The organism is Microbulbifer maximicatervae (SeqCode) (assembly GCF_052467695.1).
Map to the genome: position 1 here is coordinate 911,399 of NZ_CP174320.1, position 22,881 is coordinate 934,279.

19 protein-coding genes are annotated in these 22,881 nt (G+C 46.6%); 3 read left to right on the forward strand and 16 right to left on the reverse strand.

Annotated elements, in window-relative coordinates:
- Positions 1 to 50 precede the first annotated feature (50 nt).
- From asnB to ACJJI8_RS03880, 12 genes are all read right to left on the reverse strand, one after another.
- Positions 51 to 1,985, reverse strand: a complete 1,935-nt coding sequence (asnB, locus tag ACJJI8_RS03825) for an asparagine synthase (glutamine-hydrolyzing) (RefSeq protein ID WP_444934332.1) — start codon at positions 1,983 to 1,985, stop codon at positions 51 to 53.
- Between the two features lie 436 nt (positions 1,986 to 2,421).
- Entirely contained in the window at positions 2,422 to 3,831 is a 1,410-nt protein-coding gene (locus tag ACJJI8_RS03830; RefSeq protein ID WP_444934333.1) for a hypothetical protein, read from the reverse strand.
- 81 nt (positions 3,832 to 3,912) lie between these two features.
- Complete coding sequence (locus ACJJI8_RS03835) at positions 3,913 to 5,040, reverse strand: ISAs1 family transposase (protein ID WP_444932648.1); 1,128 nt, start codon at positions 5,038 to 5,040, stop codon at positions 3,913 to 3,915.
- Between the two features lie 17 nt (positions 5,041 to 5,057).
- Complete coding sequence (locus ACJJI8_RS03840; protein ID WP_444934334.1) at positions 5,058 to 5,360, reverse strand: hypothetical protein; 303 nt, start codon at positions 5,358 to 5,360, stop codon at positions 5,058 to 5,060.
- A gap of 1,373 nt (positions 5,361 to 6,733) precedes the next feature.
- Complete coding sequence (locus ACJJI8_RS03845; RefSeq protein ID WP_444934335.1) at positions 6,734 to 7,237, reverse strand: hypothetical protein; 504 nt, start codon at positions 7,235 to 7,237, stop codon at positions 6,734 to 6,736.
- 528 nt (positions 7,238 to 7,765) lie between these two features.
- A complete protein-coding gene (locus tag ACJJI8_RS03850; RefSeq protein ID WP_444934336.1) occupies positions 7,766 to 8,536 on the reverse strand; it encodes a hypothetical protein in 771 nt (256 codons plus the stop codon).
- Between the two features lie 83 nt (positions 8,537 to 8,619).
- A complete protein-coding gene (parE, locus tag ACJJI8_RS03855; RefSeq protein WP_282931020.1) occupies positions 8,620 to 10,506 on the reverse strand; it encodes a DNA topoisomerase IV subunit B in 1,887 nt (628 codons plus the stop codon).
- Positions 10,507 to 10,518: 12 nt separating this feature from the next.
- On the reverse strand, positions 10,519 to 11,112 hold the full coding sequence (locus ACJJI8_RS03860) for a YqiA/YcfP family alpha/beta fold hydrolase (RefSeq protein ID WP_413663541.1): 594 nt from the start codon (positions 11,110 to 11,112) through the stop codon (positions 10,519 to 10,521).
- Between the two features lie 102 nt (positions 11,113 to 11,214).
- On the reverse strand, positions 11,215 to 11,889 hold the full coding sequence (locus tag ACJJI8_RS03865; RefSeq protein WP_444934337.1) for a hypothetical protein: 675 nt from the start codon (positions 11,887 to 11,889) through the stop codon (positions 11,215 to 11,217).
- Between the two features lie 344 nt (positions 11,890 to 12,233).
- A complete protein-coding gene (gene cpdA / locus ACJJI8_RS03870) occupies positions 12,234 to 13,058 on the reverse strand; it encodes a 3',5'-cyclic-AMP phosphodiesterase (protein WP_444892187.1) in 825 nt (274 codons plus the stop codon).
- A 41-nt stretch (positions 13,059 to 13,099) separates the two neighbouring features.
- On the reverse strand, positions 13,100 to 13,621 hold the full coding sequence (locus ACJJI8_RS03875; protein WP_413663544.1) for a DUF1249 domain-containing protein: 522 nt from the start codon (positions 13,619 to 13,621) through the stop codon (positions 13,100 to 13,102).
- An 87-nt stretch (positions 13,622 to 13,708) separates the two neighbouring features.
- The gene (locus ACJJI8_RS03880; protein WP_444934338.1) at positions 13,709 to 14,371 is read right to left on the reverse strand and encodes an NUDIX domain-containing protein; all 663 of its coding nucleotides are present in this window, start codon (positions 14,369 to 14,371) and stop codon (positions 13,709 to 13,711) included.
- A gap of 146 nt (positions 14,372 to 14,517) precedes the next feature.
- On the opposite strand from ACJJI8_RS03880, the gene ACJJI8_RS03885 reads away from it, so the two are divergent.
- Positions 14,518 to 15,558: a glycosyltransferase family protein gene (locus ACJJI8_RS03885; RefSeq protein ID WP_444892190.1), complete on the forward strand. Its 1,041-nt coding sequence runs from the start codon at positions 14,518 to 14,520 to the stop codon at positions 15,556 to 15,558.
- Positions 15,559 to 15,595: 37 nt separating this feature from the next.
- The gene (locus tag ACJJI8_RS03890) at positions 15,596 to 16,648 is read left to right on the forward strand and encodes a glycosyltransferase (RefSeq protein ID WP_444934339.1); all 1,053 of its coding nucleotides are present in this window, start codon (positions 15,596 to 15,598) and stop codon (positions 16,646 to 16,648) included.
- A 69-nt stretch (positions 16,649 to 16,717) separates the two neighbouring features.
- Here ACJJI8_RS03890 and ACJJI8_RS03895 read toward each other — a convergent pair whose 3' ends face one another.
- The 4 genes from ACJJI8_RS03895 to ACJJI8_RS03910 all read right to left on the reverse strand — a co-directional run bounded on the left by ACJJI8_RS03895 (position 16,718) and on the right by ACJJI8_RS03910 (position 20,995).
- Positions 16,718 to 17,269, reverse strand: coding sequence for a DUF4136 domain-containing protein (locus ACJJI8_RS03895; protein WP_444934340.1), 552 nt, complete (start codon positions 17,267 to 17,269; stop codon positions 16,718 to 16,720).
- 22 nt (positions 17,270 to 17,291) lie between these two features.
- Entirely contained in the window at positions 17,292 to 19,676 is a 2,385-nt protein-coding gene (locus tag ACJJI8_RS03900; RefSeq protein WP_444934341.1) for a PqiB family protein, read from the reverse strand.
- Positions 19,669 to 20,205, reverse strand: a complete 537-nt coding sequence (locus ACJJI8_RS03905) for a paraquat-inducible protein A (protein ID WP_444934342.1) — start codon at positions 20,203 to 20,205, stop codon at positions 19,669 to 19,671. The genes ACJJI8_RS03900 and ACJJI8_RS03905 overlap by 8 nt, the downstream gene beginning before the upstream one ends.
- A 136-nt stretch (positions 20,206 to 20,341) precedes the next feature.
- Positions 20,342 to 20,995: a paraquat-inducible protein A gene (locus ACJJI8_RS03910; RefSeq protein ID WP_444934343.1), complete on the reverse strand. Its 654-nt coding sequence runs from the start codon at positions 20,993 to 20,995 to the stop codon at positions 20,342 to 20,344.
- A 350-nt stretch (positions 20,996 to 21,345) separates the two neighbouring features.
- Here ACJJI8_RS03910 and ACJJI8_RS03915 point away from each other — a divergent pair, with 350 nt between their 5' ends.
- Positions 21,346 to 22,869 (forward strand): TolC family outer membrane protein, encoded by a 1,524-nt coding sequence (locus tag ACJJI8_RS03915; RefSeq protein ID WP_413663552.1) that lies wholly within the window; start codon positions 21,346 to 21,348, stop codon positions 22,867 to 22,869.
- The last annotated feature ends 12 nt before the right edge of the window (positions 22,870 to 22,881 follow it).

The window sequence follows — 22,881 nt, forward strand, 5'->3', positions numbered from 1 at the left end:
TAAATATCCAGAGTAAACCATCAAAACCATCTGAAGTATAAAATTAAATCCTAAGACATAACCAATCGCTTGTGCAACAAAATACCACTCACGATAAGGTATTTTACAGCATCAACAACATTCTGATCGGCTTGCAATAAGCTATCACTCTTCTCTAAAAATCTAATTGCCTTCTTATGATCCAAAAACGGCATATCCAAAGTTGCACGGCTATGAACAATATCCTTCATATATTCATGAAGTTTCCTGTTTTTCTTATCTGTAAGTGGCGGAGTCCAAAGAGGCTGTTTTTGCTTCTTGTATACTTGCTCTATTAATACAGGCTTCATGGCTTCTCTGAGTATATATTTCTCCGTTAACCCGCGAATCTTGTATTTATCCGGCAATACTGAGACATACTCAACCAGGTGATGATCCAGAAACGGTAGGCGCCCTTCGATAGAGTGAGCCATTTCTGTTCTATCCCCCATCATTGTAAGAACATAGTGGGGCAGCATAGACTTGGTAAAGGTATATAGACTTTTTGATAAAATAGACCTGTTCTTAACTGAAAAGGCACCTCCCAAGTGTTGCAACAGGGTTTCTGCGGGCTGTAAGTGCTGTATATACTTGGCATAATCCTCACAAAACAATGGGAATATCTTTGTGCCCATATCCATAAAGCTCTGCATCCAGTTTGGAAAGAAGCCAAGGGCTGACTTCACCACCTGTGACTGATGCATTCTTGTAGAGGCCATAAAAACGCCTTCGGAAACAGGATCACCAGACTGCAATTTCTGCAAGATAGCTTGCTTTTCTTTTTTTGGAATTGTATCTAAATAATTTTCGATAAAATCTTGCCTGAACCAACCGTAACCAGAAAATACCTCATCTGCTCCATCCCCAGTAATAACCACTTTATAACCGTGCTCTCGAACAACTCGGCTTAGAACATATTTAGTGATAGCGTTACCGTTAAAGAACATTTTTTCGCCGGTATAAGCAGTATCCTCAAAGCAAGAGATCAGTGTGTCACAACCAATTTCAACAGGGTGATAATTACTTCCCAAGTAATCAGTCATGGATTTTGCGTTAGAGGACTCATCATAGGCCGGATGATCAAAAGATAAGGTGAATGCATCGATCGGCTTATCCACCATACCTTGCGCTATACCAAGCACGGAAGAGGCATCTATACCACCACTCAAATAGCAGGCAACAGGTACATCAGCTTTGAGCCTTAACTTAATCGATTCAGAGAAGCGCTCGCGCACCTCACTAATAACCTCTTTCTCATCGAAAACACTACTTCCTTGTTCCGCAATAGTGGGGAAGTGTAAATTCCAATAAAGATGAGCCGAAAATTGTAGATCATCCAAATAGGCCAAACCATAATGACCAGGAGGAAGCTCATGAATATTGTTAAACAAACTAGAGGCTGGAGCATGCAAGAAGCTAATTTCTTGCCAAAAAGTATGTGGATTCCAATCTATCGGCAAGCCAAGCGCTTTGAAAGCCTTAACTTCTGATGCAAAACACAAGCATCCATCTGCCCAATAATAAAATAGAGGTTTTATTCCAAACCTATCCCGAGCAGAAAATATTAAGTTTTTTCTTTTATCGTAAAGTACGAAAGAAAATTCCCCTCGTAGATATTCCAGGCAATAAACACCAAACTCTTGATATAGGCCGATAAGTATTTCACTATCCGATTGTGTAAGAAAACGATAGTTCCGCCTTATCAAATCATCCTTTATCTCTAAATAATTATAAAATTCACCATTAACAATGCAGACTACCTCTCCATCATCACTCAAGAGTGGCTGCTGACCACCTTCCAAGTCAATAATACTGAGGCGCTTATGAGCCAGCCAGGCCCGTCCATCTCCTGATGACCAGAACCCTTCACCATCAGGCCCTCGATGGGAAAGGGTCTGTAATGCTTGATAAATCTGTTCCCGATTGTATGCAACGGTATTTGAAAATACAGCTAGTAGCCCACACATTTTGCTGCCTCCCCAATATCGATAGAAGGACTGCCTCAGATTAGCAAAAAAGTACTTCGCGCCATCTACTCAAAAAAAAGCGAACAAATACTTATGCATTAAAGAATTGAACTAGATATAAGTATGTGATTAAAGTTTAGAACCAAACTCACATTTCACTAGCTGAGCTTGATTACAAGCTCAGACTTAAAGAGAGTTATAAATTTTAAAGATATCCTTTTCTTTCACTATCCAGCTAAGCTTTAGCAAAAACTCTAGATATATTGCTGCTCTAGGAAAATCTTTTGATTTACCTGAGCAGCCTAAAATCTATACTTAGAATAAAGATCTCTAAAATTTACATTGTACGTATTCCGATCGGTCTAGATTAATGATAACAATACCATTTAAACTCAAACAACTAACTTTATACGTAAATACAAATTATACAGCCCAATTAATAAATATAGACCGCTCCTGCATTTTCAGCTTCATTGCTCTCAGGGTTTGCGAACAAACCGCTATCCGTTCCATCCTCACCGTTCGCCCCTACTGCTAAACTAGCTCCATCTCCACTTAGCGCAACAGAGCCACCAAAATGGTCTCCCGAGTCTGTGTTGCTCGCCTTAATATAAGCTTCACTAGACCAGTCTACGCCATTAAATATATAGGTATAAACTGCTCCTGCTCTAGTTGAAGATTCGTCTGTACTATCTCCGAACAATCCTTTGCTATAGCTTTTCTCTCCCCATGCTCCCACGGCGATAAAACTGCCATCATCACTCAGCTTTACCGCCTCTCCAAAGTTAGAAAATGCATGAGTATTGGAAGCTTTCAAATAGGCTGTTTGCTGCCAAGCGTTTTCTTTTCGAGAAAAAATGTAGACAGCGCCACTAGAAGCTACATTTCGATCATCCTGATTTTCATTAGACCCATCTTGATATGGGGCACCTACAGCTAGAGTTTTCCCATTACCACTTAAATTAAGTGCAAATCCAAACCAATCACCAACATATGTATTACTAGCCCATATCTTGCTATCTTCTACCCAAGATTCACCATCCAACTGGTATAGATAAACGGAACCTGCCTCTGCATTGTCAGCATAAGCCCCAACTGCGAATGAAGCCCCGGCATCATCAATGCTTATCGAAGAACCAAAACCTAACCCCTCAGAACTATCAGTAGCCTTAATGTAGGCATACTGTGACCAACTTCCCTCCTCATTACGGAACACATATACCGCTCCAGAATCTTCAATAGAATCGCCATCAAGACCACCATCTTCACTGGGTGCGGTTACTGCTAAAGTAGAACCATTCCCACTAAGGCTAAGGGCATAGCCAAATAGGTCATTATTTCCTTGATTGTCTGCTTGAAGTCGGGCGCTATGGACCCAACCTTCATTACTTCGGGAAAAAATATGAACAGCGCCCGCAGAAAAATTATCATTTTCCCCGTTCTCCTTGAATGCCCCTACTGCAAGCGTATAACCATCATCACTAAGACTCAATACAGTTCCAAACTCTGCAGCTTCTTGAGGGTCTGGAGACTTAAGATAGGCTTGCTGTGTCCATTCGCCATCTTCCCGACTAAAAATATAAACTGCACCTGAATCAGGTGTCAGGTTATCCTCTTGGTCACCACCGCTATCTTCGAGAGGAGCACCTACTGCAAGCAGGTTGCCATCATCGCTAATTGCTAGATTCCAACCAAACTGATCGTCAGCATCCGTATTACTGGGTTTAAAATAACCGATACTGCCTATCACATCCTGATCAATCGCTACTGCATCAGAATCGATACATCTCTGATCATCGCAGGTTTGCAATAAGTATTGGGCATTAATCTTTTTGAATAAAGGCACCACTAATTCAATGTGCTCTTCTTTTGGCGCAATGGGGTTTCCAATAGGTTCAAACCCCAGGGCTGTCCCATATAAATCAGTCTAAATGGTGGCTGTAATTATCTTGTCCAAGGTTTCATTATCCCAGCCAGCCTTTTTCCGAAGCCTTTTAATGCTCATGTCTTTTTTAAAGCTGGGCTTTGCCGCTTGCAACTGATTGAGTGCCGAATGCCTCAAGATCGCCATGTTTTCTGGTGCATTTCCTGATCTGAAGCGACTATCATCCTCACGAAAAACCACATCTAAAATCCAGTGTAACGAGTTTTCAACACCCCAGTGAGAGCGAATAATATGATTAAGTTCTGCTGAGCACGGCTCTAAACTACTGATATAGTAGCGCGTTTCGCAACTAGTTCGCCCATCTACAGTTCGCTTCGCCTGGACTGCGATAACACTTCTTAGACCGTGCCATTGCTCTTTACCTCCGAGCCAATCAATACTGTTAGTAGAGAGACATTTTCTGGATTCTATTCGGCCTCGGCTCACCTCTTCCACACAATCAGTATCGACATCCTTGTGGTACTGCATATCGAACAAATTATTAAAATGCGTGGTAATTTGCTGGTGCAGTTTGTCCTGATTGCCCTTCACAGCAATCACATAATCGCCGCCTCGTTCGATAATTTTCTGGGTGATCGTTTTCTGGCAGCCCATGGCGTCAAGCGTAATAATCGCACCATTAAGATCAAGAACCTCCAGTAACTTCGGTATGGCCGTAATCTCATTCGACTTTTCTTCTACTTTTTGCTGAGCAAGGACAAGTCGCGCCTCGGACGCAAAAGCACTCACCATATGTATAGGAGATCGCTTGCTGGCCTGATCGAAGCTGCGCCTTAGCGCCTTGCCATCGATCGCAATTACGTTACCGAGTTCTTGCTGAATACCTTGGACCCACTGCAGAAAGCAGCGCTTAAATTGTTCGGGGTCTAAGCTTGAAATAACACGGCTAAAAGTGTTTTTTGAGGGTATTCCGCTATTTAGCGGGGTGAATCGTTTTAGGTAATCTATTTTAGATTCTGCGAAATCGACAAAATCTCTACAGCTTTCAGCACCACAAATAACACCGCAAAACATGATAAGTAAAATATCGGGCAGGGCGTGCAGCTTGTGCCGATCAACTCGAGGATCTTCCATGTCGTCAAAGTGATGTAAAAGGCTTACGCTATCCATTTTGTCTGAAAAACACTCTATTTATCAAAAAAGATAGCTATTCTAGGTCTATTTTGTTCGTTTTTACACCGATTTATATGGGACAGCCCTGGTTCAAACCCAGAGTGCCCATCAGCATTTTCAAATAACTGATAATAAGTTGCCCCAGAAACATCGCTCCATCGAAAGGTTAGCGTTTTAGGTTTCTCATAATGGACCGCCATGGTAGCAGCTGTAAGCTCGCCACCTGTGTCTGGATCATCTCCCCCACTCGAAGATCCATTACAACCTGAAAGATATACACTGAACATCAAGATTGCTAGGTTAATATTAAATTTCACTATATGCTTTCCTTATAGGTCATCGTATAATTTTTCAAAACTCTCTTATCCTTAGCTCTTAATTAGATATAATTTTTATTGTCAACACGAAAATACAGACTATTCTCGCATCGCCTTAGCACTAAAATATCTCCAACAAGAACCACTGCGAGAGGTAAAATTAGAATAAACTTCGAATATATTCGTAAATAAACAACCCCTTTCATAGATTTAGGTTTAATTCTCTTTTAAAGCCTTGACAGGATTAAGGGCTAAGACTGCTTTATTAATTTTCCAGTTAAGACTTAGAAATTCACTTCTTGAACTCACAATAGCTAATATGAACTTTAAGACTGAAATAACCAGCATAAAAAAACATATAAAGCAGACGAGTAGACATTATTATATATATTTTATTTGCTCAGCAGCCGGCAGTAATAACTACTAAACAAAGTGTAAAACTCTAATAAACGTCTACACTATTTATCTTTTATCATTGGGTTTGCGCCAATTATCCTGCACACCAAATGGAACAACCGACCAATACGAAACCAATAGTAATGTCTATAAACATAATTTATTAATTTAACCTATAAACTATCACTCTTCACATTACATCCGAGACTGTATAAGGCACTTATAATGAAACGACCATCTAAACACACTGATACTTTTAAGCAGCCTACAAGATTCAACTGACAGAGTGAACTTTTTTTAATAAATATATTATTACCCTCCGAATTAGAGCAATAGGTCCAACTAAAAGTCTTTAATGGCTAGATATCTGTCCGAACTTGAGGGTACGTTTTCATAAAGAAGTGTGACTCAAAACCTCTTAGCAAGCCAAAATATGGATAGCTTTTTAGCAATTTGAAGCTAGATAGCCCATATAATTACACAAAATAAATCAATAAAGAGATGGCAGCTTAAAAATTTTCGCGCATCAAAAATAAGAAATTTGGGCTTCTAGCCATTTGGATAATAGAGTATTATTTTTATCGTATCTCATACCTTTTATGCATGAAAGCAGTTTAAAAAGGTGTAGTAGTAATTTCTTGTAACAAAAACCTGTGAGTATTCCAATATTTATTTGGAGCTCAAACTATTGGATACTCAACTACTCTTCCAGCTCGCCCTGTATGTAATTTTCGAATTCACGGCTTCATCCTGGATTTACTAACTCCCATGACCTCACAATATTCATTCATTATATATTTTGCCTGACTATCGGTTATACAACCTAATATTGGTACTCGGAGAGAGAAAATACCTCTTTCACAACTTGATCATTATTGATCTTGTTGAATGTAGTGCGACCAGTGGCCAAATTTAATATGACGATTCCTTTTACAACATCTAGATAAATCACAGCCCTATTAAGGCATGATTTAAGATTAACCTTTAGAATCACCCCTATTACTAATTGAATTTGGTAAAACCAAATCTACTGGTTTTCTTGAATTAACATAATCACGGAACTCGGGAGCTACATATTCAGAGCGCAACTCCCATATCCTTTTAAAAGGTGCCATTGATAAGTATGCTGTATATTGACGAGTCATTGAGTCCCAAATAGTAAAATCGAGTCTGTTTGCCTTGTATTGGAAATAAGCTTCTTCCCAGATCTTAAAAAAACGATATACAAAACCAATGACTCTCAAGGTGTCAGCACTAGATAACGAATCGAAATCCTTCATCGCACTCGCAAAAACATCTGCCATTGGACCTTCACAAATTGCTGCTACAGCTTCTCGATGAGCAATAGATATCTCATGCATAGAAGCAATCTTGGATTCTTTATTCTGAACTCTTATTAAAGCAGCAAGATAGACCAAGGATGCGACAACCGCGAAGGCTCCAACAAGCTCGCCAACAGCACTTAATGTATCCCATACCATAATCCGGCTCTACTCCTTCGAACAAGACGGTAATTTGCATAACTTTTAGTGCCAACTCTTATATTTTACAGATTTACCAACAGATAACGTTCTATTACCAAAATTATATAATCACCTACCCTGTAACGTTCATTTCCTATTTCTAGGCATCTGGAAGACTGACGACCTAAGAAAACAAGAAGAAGGTTAACGTATCCATAACTCTAATATTATTGTCATCTAATAGATCTCACCAAGCAGAAACAAATACTTGCACGCCTGAATACCCTATATACAATCAGCCAACGACATAACCTTTAGATAAAAGCAAAAACAATTCCTCTGCAATTAAATTTCAGAAATTTTAAATTAGTAAGTGAATGCACCCGCCAAGATTAAACCGAGAAGGAAGAGATGACGTATATCAACCTAAAGAAAATCGCGGCCATATGTGTTAAACATATTTCTATGCCAACAGAAAACAGGAGAGGAGGGTGAAAGATGAGTTGTGAGCGAAATGAAAAAGGCATTTCGCTCAGTTATAGCTACCTAGCCGAGAATTTTCTTAACGTGTCTTCTGATTTTTCTGTGTACATTTCTATCATTAGCGATAGAGTTCAGAAATTCCTTGTACTCACTTTTATTAACCGTACCTAGTGCTTTGCAGTACCAAGCGAGTGTATCGATATGCAGTTTATCTATAGGCTGTCGAACATCCTTCTCTACCGCCTGGTAAAACCACTCCTGAATTGCAACTTCAGCAGTTCCGTCACGGACAACTTCCTCAGCGGCAAATCGCTGCATAATCATATCGTTACTATTGAGCAAATTTAATAACCGTGTAGTATGCAAGCTATTAGTGGCTACATGGCCTTCCATATTCTGCATCAATGCATTGCGCTTTTGATAAAAACTAAACTTGGTCAGCACATGCTTCGCTCGATTTCTAATCGCACGATTACCACTTTCGCGCATTATCTTATTGATAGTGGGGGAATATTTTGTATTCCCAGATGACGAAAGTGTACGTAACAAATTAACGATTTCACTAATCACTTGTTCATCACGTTGAGCAACTGTCATATTCGCCTGGTGTTTTTCCAGGAGAAGCTGTTCAGCCACATCAAATAAACGTTCATCACTTAATCCAGATCCTGTAATACGATTAGCAGCTTTGGTTAAAGCTAAGTTATCTTCACCTTTTAATTCAGCTATAAAGTTATCTACTTCCTGATTTAACAAAGACTGAATGTCTTTGGCCAATCCGGTTAAAGGAGAAACTAAAAAAACAAATAAGATAAATAAATGGCTTAAATTCACAAAATACCTTCCATAGAGCTTTAAATTGTTGCCCTAGTAAACTAAGGCAACCTAAGAAAAATAGATCTGAGATTAATTAGAATTTAACCTACTTCAGCCAGATTCCCTTTACTTTCCAGCCACTGCTTGCGGTCTCCGGCACGCTTTTTAGCCAGGAGCATATCTAGTAGTTGATTACTGTCATCTCCTGAATCTATGTAAAGCTGTACGAGACGTCGGGTATTGGGATCCATCGTAGTTTCACGCAATTGCATAGGATTCATTTCTCCCAATCCCTTAAATCGGGTTACCTGAATCTTGCCCTTTTTCTTTTCTGCACTGATACGATCAAGGATGCCCTGTTTCTCAGATTCATCCAACGCATAATATACGTCTTTACCGATATCAATTCGGAACAGTGGGGGCATGGCCACATAGACATGACCGTTAGTAACCAACGGACGGAAATGACGTAAGAAAAGCGCGCATAACAGCGTAGCAATATGCAGCCCGTCTGAGTCGGCATCGGCGAGGATACAGATCTTGTTGTAACGCAAGCCTTCCAGGTTATCGCTGCCCGGGTCCACCCCGAGAGCTACAGCAATATCATGCACCTCCTGGCTAGCAAGAATTTCCCCTGAGTCAACTTCCCACGTATTCAGGATTTTACCGCGCAAGGGCATGATAGCTTGGAACTCTCGGTCTCGCGCCTGCTTGGCAGAGCCACCGGCTGAATCTCCCTCTACCAGGAAGAGTTCAGAGCGCGTGGTATCGCCACTGGAGCAGTCTGCCAGTTTGCCAGGTAAGGCCGGTCCCTGAGTAACTTTTTTACGTGCAACTTTTTTCGCGGAGCGCATGCGCTTCTGTGCATTGCCAATACACAGTTCCGCCAGTTTATCGCCCTCTTCCGTATGCTGGTTCAGCCACAAGCTGAATGCATCTTTGGCGACACCGGAAATAAATGCGGTCGCTTCACGAGAGGAAAGTCTTTCTTTTGTCTGGCCAGAGAATTGAGGGTCAGCCAGCTTGGCAGAGAGAACGTAAGAACACTGGCTCCAAATATCTTCTGGTCCCAATTTAATTCCGCGCGGTAGCAGATTGCGAATTTCACAATATTCGCGCATTGCTTCCAGCAGGCCAGCCCGCAAACCGTTGACATGGGTACCGCCCTGAGCGGTGGGAATCAAGTTTACGTAGGACTCAGCGGTGACCTCTCCACCCTCTGGCAACCATTGAACCGCCCAGTCTGCCGCCTCAGTAGTAGCTGCAAAACTGCCTACAAATGGCTCTGCTGGCAGTACTTCCCAACCCTGATTTGCAGCGGCCAAATAGTCCTTGAGGCCATCTTCGTAATACCACTCATCGGACTCGCCATCCTGCTCATTGATAAACGTAACCGTGAGACCCGGGCAGAGCACCGCCTTGGCACGCAGAAGGTGTCTTAGGCGCACCACTGAAAATTTGGCGGAATCAAAATATTGGGGATCTGGTAAGAAGCGAACACTGGTGCCTGTTGTGCGCTTGCCGCACTCACCTACTACTTCCAGATCTGAGGCCTTTTCACCATCCTTAAAGCCAATGCGATGAACCTTGCCATCTCGCTGGATAGTAACCTCCAGAACTTTTGAGAGGGCGTTAACCACCGAAACACCGACGCCGTGAAGGCCACCGGAGAATTGGTAATTATCATTGGAAAACTTACCGCCGGCGTGCAAAGTGGAGAGGATAACCTCTACACCAGGCCGTCCCTGCTCAGGGTGAATATCGACAGGCATACCGCGGCCGTTGTCGCTGACAGAAAGCGAGTGGTCCTTGTGTAACACCACTTCAATTTTCTTGGCATGTCCGGCCAGGGCTTCGTCGACACTGTTGTCGATTACCTCCTGAGCCAGGTGATTTGGGCGTGCGGTATCGGTATACATCCCGGGGCGCTTACGCACCGGATCTAGTCCCGTGAGTACCTCAATATCTTCGGCGGAATAATTAGCCATAATTCTTATTGATTACTGCTCGTTAAATAGAAATTCGGTGATAGGGTCGCAATAGCGTGCGAACTCCTGAAAACTATGATCGCCACCGTCTTCAATGGTCTGGCGTTGCCCTTGGTAGAAATCCTGCGCATCGCGATAATCCAGAACTTCATCCCCGCGCTGGGCGAGTAACCAGTAGCGACTCTGTAACGGCTTCTCCAATTCAGCCTGTACCCGCTGCATGGCATCTACATCAACCTGGGTAAGACGGAATTCCTCTTCTTCACCGCTATAGGGTTTTAAAACCTTCCCCACATAGGCTGGAATAAAGCGCGCGGGGCGCACTGCGGGATTTATCAGTACAGCGGGCAATCGGAAGCGCTCACCAAGGTAAGTGCACCAAAATCCCCCCATAGAACTCCCTACCAGTCCAATGGGCCCCCTATCGGACTGCCGAAGGAGATCCTCCACAAGAGCCACCAAAGATTTCTGCGCCTCCTCTGTATAGGGAGGAATCTGCGGTGCACAGAAGGTAACATGCGGGTATTGGGCCTGGAGCCGTTCTCGCATCAACTGGCATTTGAAGGACTGTGGTGATGAAAGGAAGCCGTGCAGATATATCAGCACCGGCCTTCCCTGAAGATCATTAGTTTGCATAGGCGGTGATTATAGCGCCCATATCGTCAATCGGGGGCGCTATGTAACCAGAAGCCTCAAACCGTGTGGGAATCACAGCAATGTGCGATTCAAACTGGCAAAGGCCCGCCCCATATCTACACGCATATCAGACCAGAAAGTAACACTGGTAAAGCGCTCCATGCGCCCACCCGGGCCATAGGCACCAAAGTTCTCACCGATATCGCGGCGATCCCGGAAGCGCATCACTGCATTGCCCTCTCGATCATAAAGAGTTCCAACCAGTACCCCATAGGCACTCTGCTCGGTGTAGACGCGCCAGGTCCAGGGAGAGGGGTCCAGTGGCGCAGCTACCGAAAATTTCTCCAGGGATAAGGACAATGTGTAATCTGCCTCTTCCTGCTCCTCTGCTACCACGCTGTTACGCGGTTCGAGAAACTTCTCGGCAAACGTTTTGACCAACAGTGCATTCATCTGCTGTAGGTCCCTATCATCCAGCTCGTAATCTTTCTCTCTGTAGCGGGTGCGCGGCAACGAAGAAAAACGCTTGGTGTAGTCAATTTGCACAGGGGCAATAAACACTTTGGAGCCGCTCATATCAAAAGCAAAGGCTGCGGCAACTTCATCCAGCGAGCTGGATCTGGGAACCAAACCTTGGCTATCCTCCTGTTCAGCCAACTTTGAGTCCCCCACCTTACTGGGATCATGAGCACAGGCACCGACTAATAACGCCAAGCCAATGAGCGGTAAAACAAATATTCTGTTCATTATTATTCCTCACTTCCCGATGTTATCCACTTAGCGGACGGAGTAGCTGCAAAATACGCATGAAATGAGGGGCAGTAGCGCAAATAAAACCCCAGTACCTATTAGCGTATTTTATCAACTGTCAAATACTACTATTGATTCTGGTATGCCCCATTAAACAAATATCATCAATGATCATAAGTCTGGGGAAATTTCATTGTACGGTCAGAAGACAAAAAAGATAATGGTAAGTTCGTAAAGGGAGGCTTTACAAATAAAGGCGAGCTAGAAACTCTCAAATAAAACGATAGAAATCCCACAAAGTGGGACTTCAAAAAAGCAGGCACACCTCAAGGAGAAGTGACTCAGTAGCCGGAAGATGCAAAATCGACAGAGTATTTTGAAACCTCAACCCGTTCGACCCCGGTTTTATAGCTACCGTCATCATATAAATCGAACCAACGATATCCCGGCATCTCGTCGTCTACAGCAAAAGGCCCACTACCCGGAGTAAATTGTACAGATGTGGAAGGTGTCGCATGTAAGCCGACCCGACCCTCATGATTATCAAACTGCTGGTGTACATGGCCCCACACGAGCGCTTTGACTTGGGGCGCTTTGGATACCATTTGCAAGAGTTGCTCACGTCCATCGCGCAGCATATGGCCATCAATCCACTTACTACCCACCTGTACCGGCTGGTGGTGCATCATGATCATTACCGGGTGTTCCCGGGTTTCCCAAAGCAGCAGCTGCAAACGCTCAAGCTGAGCTTCGCTGAGACCGCCACATATCTGGTTTTCAACACTGGTATCGAGAAGCAAGAGGCGCCAATTTCCTAGGGCAACCACTTCTGTACAGCGTTGTGGGGCCAGCTGTTTCATACGAGAGCTTAAGTCGTGATTCCCCGGTAGCCAATACCAAGGTTTCTGCACCCTGCGCATTTTCTGAAGAAACCGGCGGTAAGAGGCCTCGGCCCCATTCGCGCTAATATCTCCTGTCGCCACCAGCAGCTGCGCTGCCTGCTGCCTGGAAACGATTGCGGACAGTACCTCATCCAAAGTATGACCGGTATCCAAACCCAGTAGTTGATAATCCGGCCGGCTGCCAATGTGTGGGTCTGTTATTTGGATCAGACGATATGAATTGGTCTTATCGGACCTGCTAGGCTCATTGTGCTCGCGAATCACTTGCTCACCTTGTAATCACATCCATGTGTTCTACCGCAGAATTAAATTTTTCGGCCATCCAGCACTAATTGAAATTCTGCGCGACCATTTGCAAGACAGTACTCAAGCCACTCACCGAGAAAACGGTTGGCCTGAGGCCTCTCATCTGCGCGCTGCATACGGGAATTTGGGTAAGCGATATCCACTCCTTTACCACCTACCGGTCCACAGCCATTAACTGCTATCACCTCTGCCATCCGCGCATCGTGATAGAGACGAGCGGTCAGGTTGGGAGATGCCAGCCAGTGGCTTTCACTGAGATTTACCTCTGCGTCCAGTGACACTTCTGTGGTGTACCTGGATCTCGCTACCACTCTCAGCTTTAAGCTGCCACCAGGGATTTGATAGCACCATTGCTCTCTCTCTGAAAGCTCAGGTAGCAGCCTCAGTAGACGTAGGTAGTTAGCGTCGCAGTCGGCATGATAAGACGGTAAATCGACGCGATATACTGCTTTACCGTTGCCATTTGGCGACATTTTCATCTGCCTGCGCTGGCGCGCACCTACCTCACGTACTAGAGCCATTATCAACACTCCAATTCATTTGCCGCCGTGACTTACATCTCAGTTTACCTTTTGTGCGGGTAAAGTAGCGCAAAGAGCTGTGACCGCTCAGGAGGGTGGCGTCATATGAGTAAACTGCTTCCGATTTAACTCTAGCCACTGCACCGAAATCAGTGTGGTGGCATTGTCTATCGGGTTTTCTCCCGGGCCGTAATTCCCCCGCATCGCATCTACGACGTTCTGCCTCGGGAATACCCGCAAACGGATATCCTCATTTTCTTCAACCAAGCCGAATACGCCCTCGGCCTGCTCCAAATCTACCAGGGCACAATACAGATGTATCCGCTCCGAGCTGCCCCCTGGGCTGGGGATATAACTGTGGATAAAATGCAGGTCGCCCACAGTGCATCCAGACTCTTCCAACACCTCTCTGCGCGCTACATCCTCCAGGCTCTCCCCTTTCTCCACCATACCGGCTACCACCTCAAGACACCAAGGCCCTGCTGGGCGTCCCAGGGCACCTGTTCGGAACTGTTCGGTTAGTGCCAACAAGTCCCTGACAGGATCGTAAAGTAGGACTCCAACAGCCTCACCGCGCTGAAACAGTTCCCGCTCTATTTCATTGCTCCAACCCCCGCGAAACAAGCGGTGGCGCAATCGCAGGCGCACCATAGTGAAAAATCCCTTAAACACGGTTTCCCTGGAAATTATGTCTACCGAATCAGCGGTGAACTCCGGGTTTAAATCAGTTCGACTGTTATGTTGTGGCATGGTTCGTCTTTCCCTAGGTTTCGGTTTTGCTGCGCTGCTTCCGCGACAAGACCGGGGTACCAGCTGTTATACTCTGCGCCCACCGTACCAGCCGCTGACTGCAGAGGCTATCCGGGTTTCCGTGTTGAATTTCGAGAGTACACAACATGAGAGTGCTGAATATCGCCTATCAGCAGCTACGGCGCTATGGCAAGACAAGGGTTAGCTGGGCACAAAAGCTCACCTTCGGCCTGATTAAAAATGACCACTACACCCAAGTGTTCAGCGACCGCGATATCGCCGCATTTGAGGCACCCTTTGGTATTCGCGACCTGGGTGTAAAAAAGGCGAACCGACGCTTGATGGAAACTGTCGAGGCCTTTGAGCCAGACCTGATCATCGCAGGCCACTGCGATATGATCACTAACGACACCCTGAAGGCCATTAAGCAACGCCTGCCCAATTGCTTTATCGCTCACTGCAATAATGATCCCCTCTTTGTTCCCAGCAATGTCGAGCGAATCAAATACCGCGCGGAAGTCGCCGATGCAGTTTTTGTATCCACCGGGCGAAGAGAACTGAAAATATTTGAGGGCTTTGGTGCTCGTGTTTACCACATGCCGAACCCGGTTGAACCCTCGATTGAAAACCTCAATAACGCTGAACGCACAGATTTAGCCATCGACCTGCTTTTCTGCAGTAACAGTAATAATTTCACCAAGCGTCTGCAAATGGTTAAAAACCTGAAAGATGCCTTGGGGGATTCGCTGAACTTTAAAACCTATGGCAGCTTCGGCGAGGCACCCGTTTGGGGCCGCGACTACGACCACGCTCTATCTCAAACCAAAATGGGATTGAATTTCAATCGCCAGGATACCCATTACTGGTATTCCTCAGCACGTATGGCGCAGTTGGCGGGCAACGGTATTTTGCAGTTCACCAGTGATAAATTACATTTTGACGACTTGTTGCCTGCTGAGAGCGTCGTTTATTTCTCCGATGAGCAGGACCTATTAGAAAAAATCCGCGAATTTAACGGTGACGATGCCAAGCGACGCGCCTGGGCCGCACGGGCCAGGGAGTTTTTCCACAATGAAATGAACTCGAAGCTCTACGCTCAGTACATTGTCGAAGCCACAAGCTTACAGCCTTTTAGCCACGACTATGCTTGGGCTCAAGATATCAATCTGGATGGCACACTCAGGTAGTGTTGCACCCACCCTATTCGATCAGATGCAATAGATTATGAGTAATAACCCAATTCGAGTCGCACAGATACTCGCCGGTGCTGAGCACGGTGGTGCTGAGAATTTCTTTGTGCGTCTCGTCAGTGGATTAAATCCCCGCAGCGAAATTACAGAAAAAGCGTTTATTCGCAACCACGATCACCGGGTACAGGCACTGCGTAGCAACAATGTTGAAACCGAAGGTTTTAAATTTGGTGGCAAGCTGGATTTTCTCGGCCGAAAAAAATACCGGGATGCCCTGAACCAATGGCAACCGGATATCGTGATGACTTGGATGGGACGTGCAACTTCAATCACCCCCAACTCTGAAAAATACCGATTGGTAAGCCGCCTAGGGCACTATTATAACCTGAAGTATTACCGTCACGCAGATTATTGGATCGGCATCAGTGAAGGTATCTGCCAGCATTTAAGGGACGGAGGCATCCCCAAGGATAAGATTTTCCATATCCCCAATTTTGCCGATGAGACACCAGTTAATCCGCTGCCTAGAAATAGCTTCAATACTCCGGAAGACCGGCCCCTGATCCTGGCTGCAGGCCGCCTACATATCAATAAAGGGTTCGACACCCTCCTGCATTCACTCACCCAGGTACCCAACGCCACTCTGTGGCTTGCAGGTAGTGGCCCTGAGGAGAGCAAGTTGAAATCCCTGTGCCACCGACTCGGCCTGGAAGAGCGGGTTCGCTTCCTCGGTTGGCGCAATGATGTCACCACCCTGATGCGCACTGCGGATATGTTCGCGTGCCCTTCTCGACATGAGGGCCTGGGCTCTATTGTGATGGAGTCCTGGGCCCATCGCTGCCCTATAGTAGCGACAGACTCTCAGGGCCCTGGAGAAGTGATTACCAATGGCAAAACCGGTCTGATTACCCCTATCGATAATGCCGATGAACTGGCCAAAGCCATGAAGTCCGTTATCGAGTCGCCGGAATTGCGCCAAAGCCTGATCGAAAATGCGGCCGAGGAGTACGCAACGACTTATGCGAAACAGGTTATCGTCGACTCCTATATCGATCTATACGAAAACCTGATGAAGAAAGGGCGCTAGCGGTGAATGGCAGCCACCGAATACCCGGTGGCTGCTAAATCGTATTTTTCGTTTCGTGCCAAATCGTACTTATTGATAGGCCGGGGGCAAATCCCGCAAAAGAGCGCTAACCCCATTGGAGATCAGTCGTTGACGCTGCTCAATACTATCGGGGCGTGTTAACAATTCGCTGGCTCTCCCCCCCCAAATCACAGCCCCGCCCGGGCGCCCAATACCCACACTCATAATCACCAAGGGGGCATCTGTCAGGGGCGGTAGTTCCACCACATCCTGTGGCGCATTGCTATCAAACTGTTTGTCCCAGCTGGGATCCCGGGTATCACCGGAGAAAAACTCATCGACTACCGCAACCTGGTAATCCACCACCATATCCGCATCCTGGTCCTGGGAGACTTGGCGATATCCTCGTTGCTGTAACTCTGCGGCAACGGTATCCCGCATTTCTTCATCCAACTCCACCAGCTGGGCAGAGGCATCTTCTGAGCCACTCAACGGCGCTACCCCCCATTTAAACGTGGCAAAGGCAACCGGTGGCTCCCCGGTAGCGGCTTTTTCAACCTGTATCTCCTGGCAACCCGCCAATACCAAGATACTCAGCAAGCCTGTTAATAAATAGCGCATAAAAACTCCTACATTCCCGTACTTATTTTACTGGTTCGACCGTGCCGTAAAGTTCTATCTTAGGACTCCAGGTATACCACTTGGGTTCAGCTTTCGGGTAGAGAGGGAAATGGCTGCCCGACTCCACTTCAAATCCCATAAAAGGGGCTTCTGGCGTGGCAAATGCGATCCCCCCCTGCAACAGGGCCTGAGCCGATTCTGTGTTGATATTAAGCCCACTTTTCAGACCGAAATTCACATCGACGCCACTGGCATTCCAAAACACCGTGTACTCTCGCACCAGGGGCTGGTATTGGGGTTCGATATGAACATAGATATACACTCGATCAGCATACTCCCCCAAGGAAAAACCTGTAACCTCTCCCACTTTTACCTGGCGATAATAAACCGGACTCCCTGCTACCAGAGATCCTCGCCTCGCAGCATCCAGGATAATTCCCAGTCCAGGGCGAGTAAAAGTTTCTGCAAGATCCTCTTCCGGTGCCTGTTCCAAAGCGTAAAACTTTGTCTGTGGATCTCCTAAGCCAGGCTCAAGCGCCAGGTAGCGCCCTGTAATCAGGGTATCCAAATGGGCAATCTTATCGATGCTAATTTGCGGGGAAACCACCCATATACGTGTGCCCTCCCGAGCAAACTGCTCTCCGCGATGATAAAGCTTGGCCCTGGCCCACACCTCGCCCAAAGAGCGATCGAGTCTCAGGCGAGTAATCTCTCCAACTTGTACCCCGCGGTAGCGCAGCGGTGCTCCAACTCTCAGCCCCTCGGCACTGACAAGGCTGACTTGAATTTGTATTCCCCCCTCCATAGCCGCTTCCCGACTGCTGAAAAGAGGGAACTGGTCTCCATTTTTTGCCTGCCCGCCTTTTCCAAGGTCTTCCCGGCGTATGCCAAAGGCGATACCGCCACGCAGAAGTGACATCAGCGAATCTGCCTCCACTTCCACCCCCTCGGTCAAGCTTGCTGTAGCCCGCAATCCGCTCACATTCCAGAACCGAACGCCTTCCTGCACAAAGTGGGCATAGCGGGGCTCTATCACCACATAAACCTCTACCCCCTCGCCATCCCTACGCAATTCCATTCCCTGCACTTTTCCTACCTCTATACGGCGAAAATAAACCGGCGCGCCCCGCTGCAAAGACCCGGGATTGCGTGAAGTGAGGCGTAAATGCAGCCCCGGCACACGGGGGTCCATCGGTGGCGCAGAGGTTCGCGCAGTGAAATTGCGCTGGGAGCGCTGTCCTTTGCGCAAATCTACTTCTATGCGATTACCTTGGATTAAATCGTTTAGTCCGCCAGTAAAATCGAAGCTCGGGGGGGCTAGCCAAAAACGGGTATTTTCGGTGAGCAATTCATCCGTTGTAGGATCCATCAGAACTTTGACTTCCATACCATTCAAACGGCGGTTTGCCTTGGTCCCACTGACTTCCCCTACCTGGATGCCCTGATAGTAAACCTTCGTAGAATCCGGAGTAACATTCACCCCCTGATCGAAATTTAATGTCACAGGAATTCCCGCATCTGCTGCGGCAAAATTTTTATATAACTCAAACTCACTACCATTTACAGCAAGTGGAGACTGACGTTGATTTTCCGGGGTATAAAAACTTACGCCTCCGGCAAAAAGTGCTGCCAGGGATTCTAAATTGACACTGATACCGCTAATACCGCCTTCAATAGATATCCCTGAACTATTCCAAAAGCGGCTGCCCCGATGAACCAGATAGGCATATTCACGACGAATAAATAATTCGATACTGACTTCAGTTCCGTTTCGATCCAAACGGTAATCCGCTACCTGACCGACTCGCAACTGACGATAATATACTGGCGATCCTCGACTTAAAGAGCCCAAACGACGGGACTGCAAAACAACACGCAAACCATCCCCACGGATAAATGCAGGAGGCTGATCCAGGGCAACAAAGTTGCGCTTGCGCTTTCCACTACCTGATTCAACGGCAATGTAATTGCCTGAAAGTAGAGTTTCCAAACCGCTAATACCGGTAATAGATAACTCGGGTTTTACTACCCAAAACTCAGTGCCCTCTACCAATAAATATTCGGCACTGCGATTTAAACTAACTTCGGCCAGAACGCCATCGGCTCCATTCAGCTCTTTCGCATTAGGTACAAGGCTCACATCCTGGACCATACCAATATCGACCCCGGAATATTTGACCACCGTTTTTCCTTTTACCAGGCCATCGCCAGAATGAAATAAAATAGTGGCTTTAACGTCTCCCTCTGACAAATCCTGATAGAGCAACCAGAGAGCAATCAGCCCCGCGATCAAAGGTAAAATCCACACTAGGGGTAACCCCCTACTTGCGCGCACTACTCCCCGCTGAGCGCCTCCATCCAAGCGAGACGCATCACTCGTATCCTGCGGGGGCAGCTCATCAGCCATTTTCTGCGGCGCTCCTATGAGCCGTTTCTGGCTCTACTGCAGACTCATATAAATCTCCGTCATAGGCATCCCAAATTAAACGGGAATCGAAAGTTCGTGCCGCCAACATGGTTACCACTACCACAGAGGCAAAAGCTGTCGCACCAGCTCCAGCAGTTACCTGGGAAATAAATCCCATATCCACTAGCGACACCAGAATTGAAATCATAAATAAGTCTAAGAGTGACCAACGCCCGATGCCGGAAACTACTCGATATATTTTCATGGACTGAATGGGGTCGAAGGACAGACGCAACTGAATTTGAATCAGGAGCACTCCCAATCCCAGTAGCTTCATCACAGGAACTGCAATACTGGCAACAAAGACAATTAAAGCTATTCCCCACATTCCCGAGTTATAGAGTTGCATGACCCCGCTAATGATAGTGCTGGGATCACCGGCACCTAAATAAACAACCGTCATTATCGGTAACACATTGGCAGGTAAAAGCAATAAAGTGCCAGTAATCGTCAGAGCCCAAGTTAACATCAAGCTTCCTTCGATTCTGCTGTGTACTCTCGCTCCACAGCGCGGACATCGGCAACGACCATTTTGGGGAAGAATAATTAATTGATGACAGCACAGGCAGCTGGTTAAGCCTTTTTTTAAACCTTTATTTGGTACGCTATTCACAAGCTTGTCCCTTAAGCGCACGACGCTGTGCCAAGCGGTGCCAAATTTCTGTTTGGTCAAAACTCAAGGAAGAGAGATTTGCCAGTAGCATCATGGCACCAAAACAGTACAGCCCCGGTTCTACCTCCATCTTGCCCAAATCCCTTAATTTAATCAGGGCCACCAAAATTCCGAGCATATAGACATCGAGCATGCCCCACTCTTTCAAGTGCTGGTAAAAACGAACAGCATTGGATACCGGCCGGTCAAGCCAGGCCCAAGCACTGCCCCAACAAATAAATAACAACAGGGCAAATTTACCTACCGGAGCCAGAACGCTACAGAAAAGCACCAGCGCCGAGAGCCAAATAAACCCCGCCTTGAAAAGAGAGTAAACGCCATTTAGCAATGTACTTTCTGCACCAAATGAGAACAGGGAGAAGTCGAGCAATGGCAAGCTGACAGAGGGAATAAACAGTAATAGGCCGGTTAGACTGAGAGCCAGTGTGTAGTAAATACTATGATTGCCATTGCGATGCAAAGTACAGCGACATCGTGGGCAAATTAGCTTTTGTCCCGGAGGCGCCAAGCCGCCGGTTAAAAGTAGATCGCATTCGTGACAGACCCTCTGCCAATTGGTCAGCACTGCGTTGCGCCCCTCATTCATGGACAGTCAGTCCTTGCCTTATTCTGCACAATTTTTGCCGCATCCAAATGCTTATGAGGCGCGTCTATTGAAATATAGGCCCTCAACCTTATTCAATGGGCCCTAGTTATTGCCAAGAAATTACCGATAAACGCACATAGGTGTCGGTTTAACGAAGATATAGCAAAAAGCCGATTGCCGTCTCGACGGTCGGTTTGACCCCGGGTAAACTCTCGCGACTGCTATTGGGGAGACTGGCAATATTAGTAATAACCGCAAGCTGGAGCCCTCTATATCCCCACTACATGACACCAGCTCCAAATAACTTGCAAAAGCTTGAAGACCGTACCCTCCACAGGAAGTCGAAACAGATGAAAAGAAGTAACCGCACAGAGCCGCAAGGCCGCAAGTTGCGTCCGCTGAAAAAACTAATCGCCGCTACGCTGCTGGGCCTGGGCGCCATGCAGGCGCAAGCCGACACCCTGTGGGATATCTATACACAGGCCCTGGAGAATGATCCTCAATTAGCAGCTGATCGCGCCGCTTACCACGCGGGTATCGAGGCCAAATATCAGTTCCGCGCATTCCTGCTTCCTCAGGTTAATGCTACTTTCGAAGCCGCTAGAACTCACTCTGATAGCAGCCGGAATTCTGCTCAGTTACTGGATTTGACTGATAATGACGACGACAATGATGTCGAACTAGTGGATTTTAGAAGCCAAACTAGCAATTCCTTACAGGAAAGAACCTATAGTGCCAACCTGACCCAGGCTATTTTTGACGCTCCAGCCTGGTTCGATTATCAACAGGGCAAGAGATTAACAGAGCAGGCGACAGCAGAATTCAGTGCTAATCAGCAAGAAATGATGATTCGTGTCGCCACCGCCTACTTTGATGTATTGCGTGCTTATGACGTCCTCGAGGCAGCTGCTGCCGAAGAACAAGCCCTGGCTAAACAGCTGGAACAGACGCAACAGCGCTTTGAAGTCGGTCTAACAGCAATTACTGATGTCTACGACTCCCAGGCTGCCTATGACAGTTCCGTTGCCCGGCGCTTAACAGCTCAAGACAACCTCCTCAGTAACTTTGATGCCCTATCAGTATTGACTGGAGGCTACCATGATCAAGTAGCTCCTTTGGTAGATGACTTCCAGGTAGCTCCGCCGGTGCCTTCAGATCGCGCCGATTGGGTTGAGTTTGCCCTCGCCAACAACTTTGTCCTTAAAGCTGCACGACTTGGCGCCGATGCCGCCCGCTATAACGCTCGGGCAGAAGCCAGTGAACACCTACCCACTGTCACTGGCTCGCTTTCTTATAATAAACTCACTCAAGATGGTAACGAGAAAAATCGATTCAGCGACATAACGGGCAGCCAATTTGTACGTTACCCGCAAGATATTGACCAATGGGGAACAAGTGCAGGGGTAACTGTAAATGTGCCCATCTTTACTGGTGGCCTTCTCAGTGCCAACCGTCGCCAGGCTAGAAACCAAGCCTTCCAGGCCCAGGACCTTAGCGTCCTTGCAGAGAGAGATACCATACAAACCACGCGCACCCTGCACCGCGCTGTTGTCACCGATGTATCGAGAGTAGCGGCCCGAGAGCAAGCCGTCGTTTCTGCCAAGAGTGCATTGGATGCCACTCAGGCAGGATACGAAGTAGGCACCCGAAATATTGTAGATGTGCTCCTGGCTCAGCGGACCCTGTTTGACTCACAAACTGACTACGCCAACTCGCTGTACGACTACATTCTAAACTCACTGAGCTTGAAGCAAGCTGCAGGACTCTTATCTCCTAAAGACCTTCAGGATCTGGATATGATGCTGAACCCTGCAAGTAACGTCTCTCGCGTGGAGGAAACTGGCGGTACCAGTCTTCCAGCACCTTCGAAGTAACTGCGTATACGC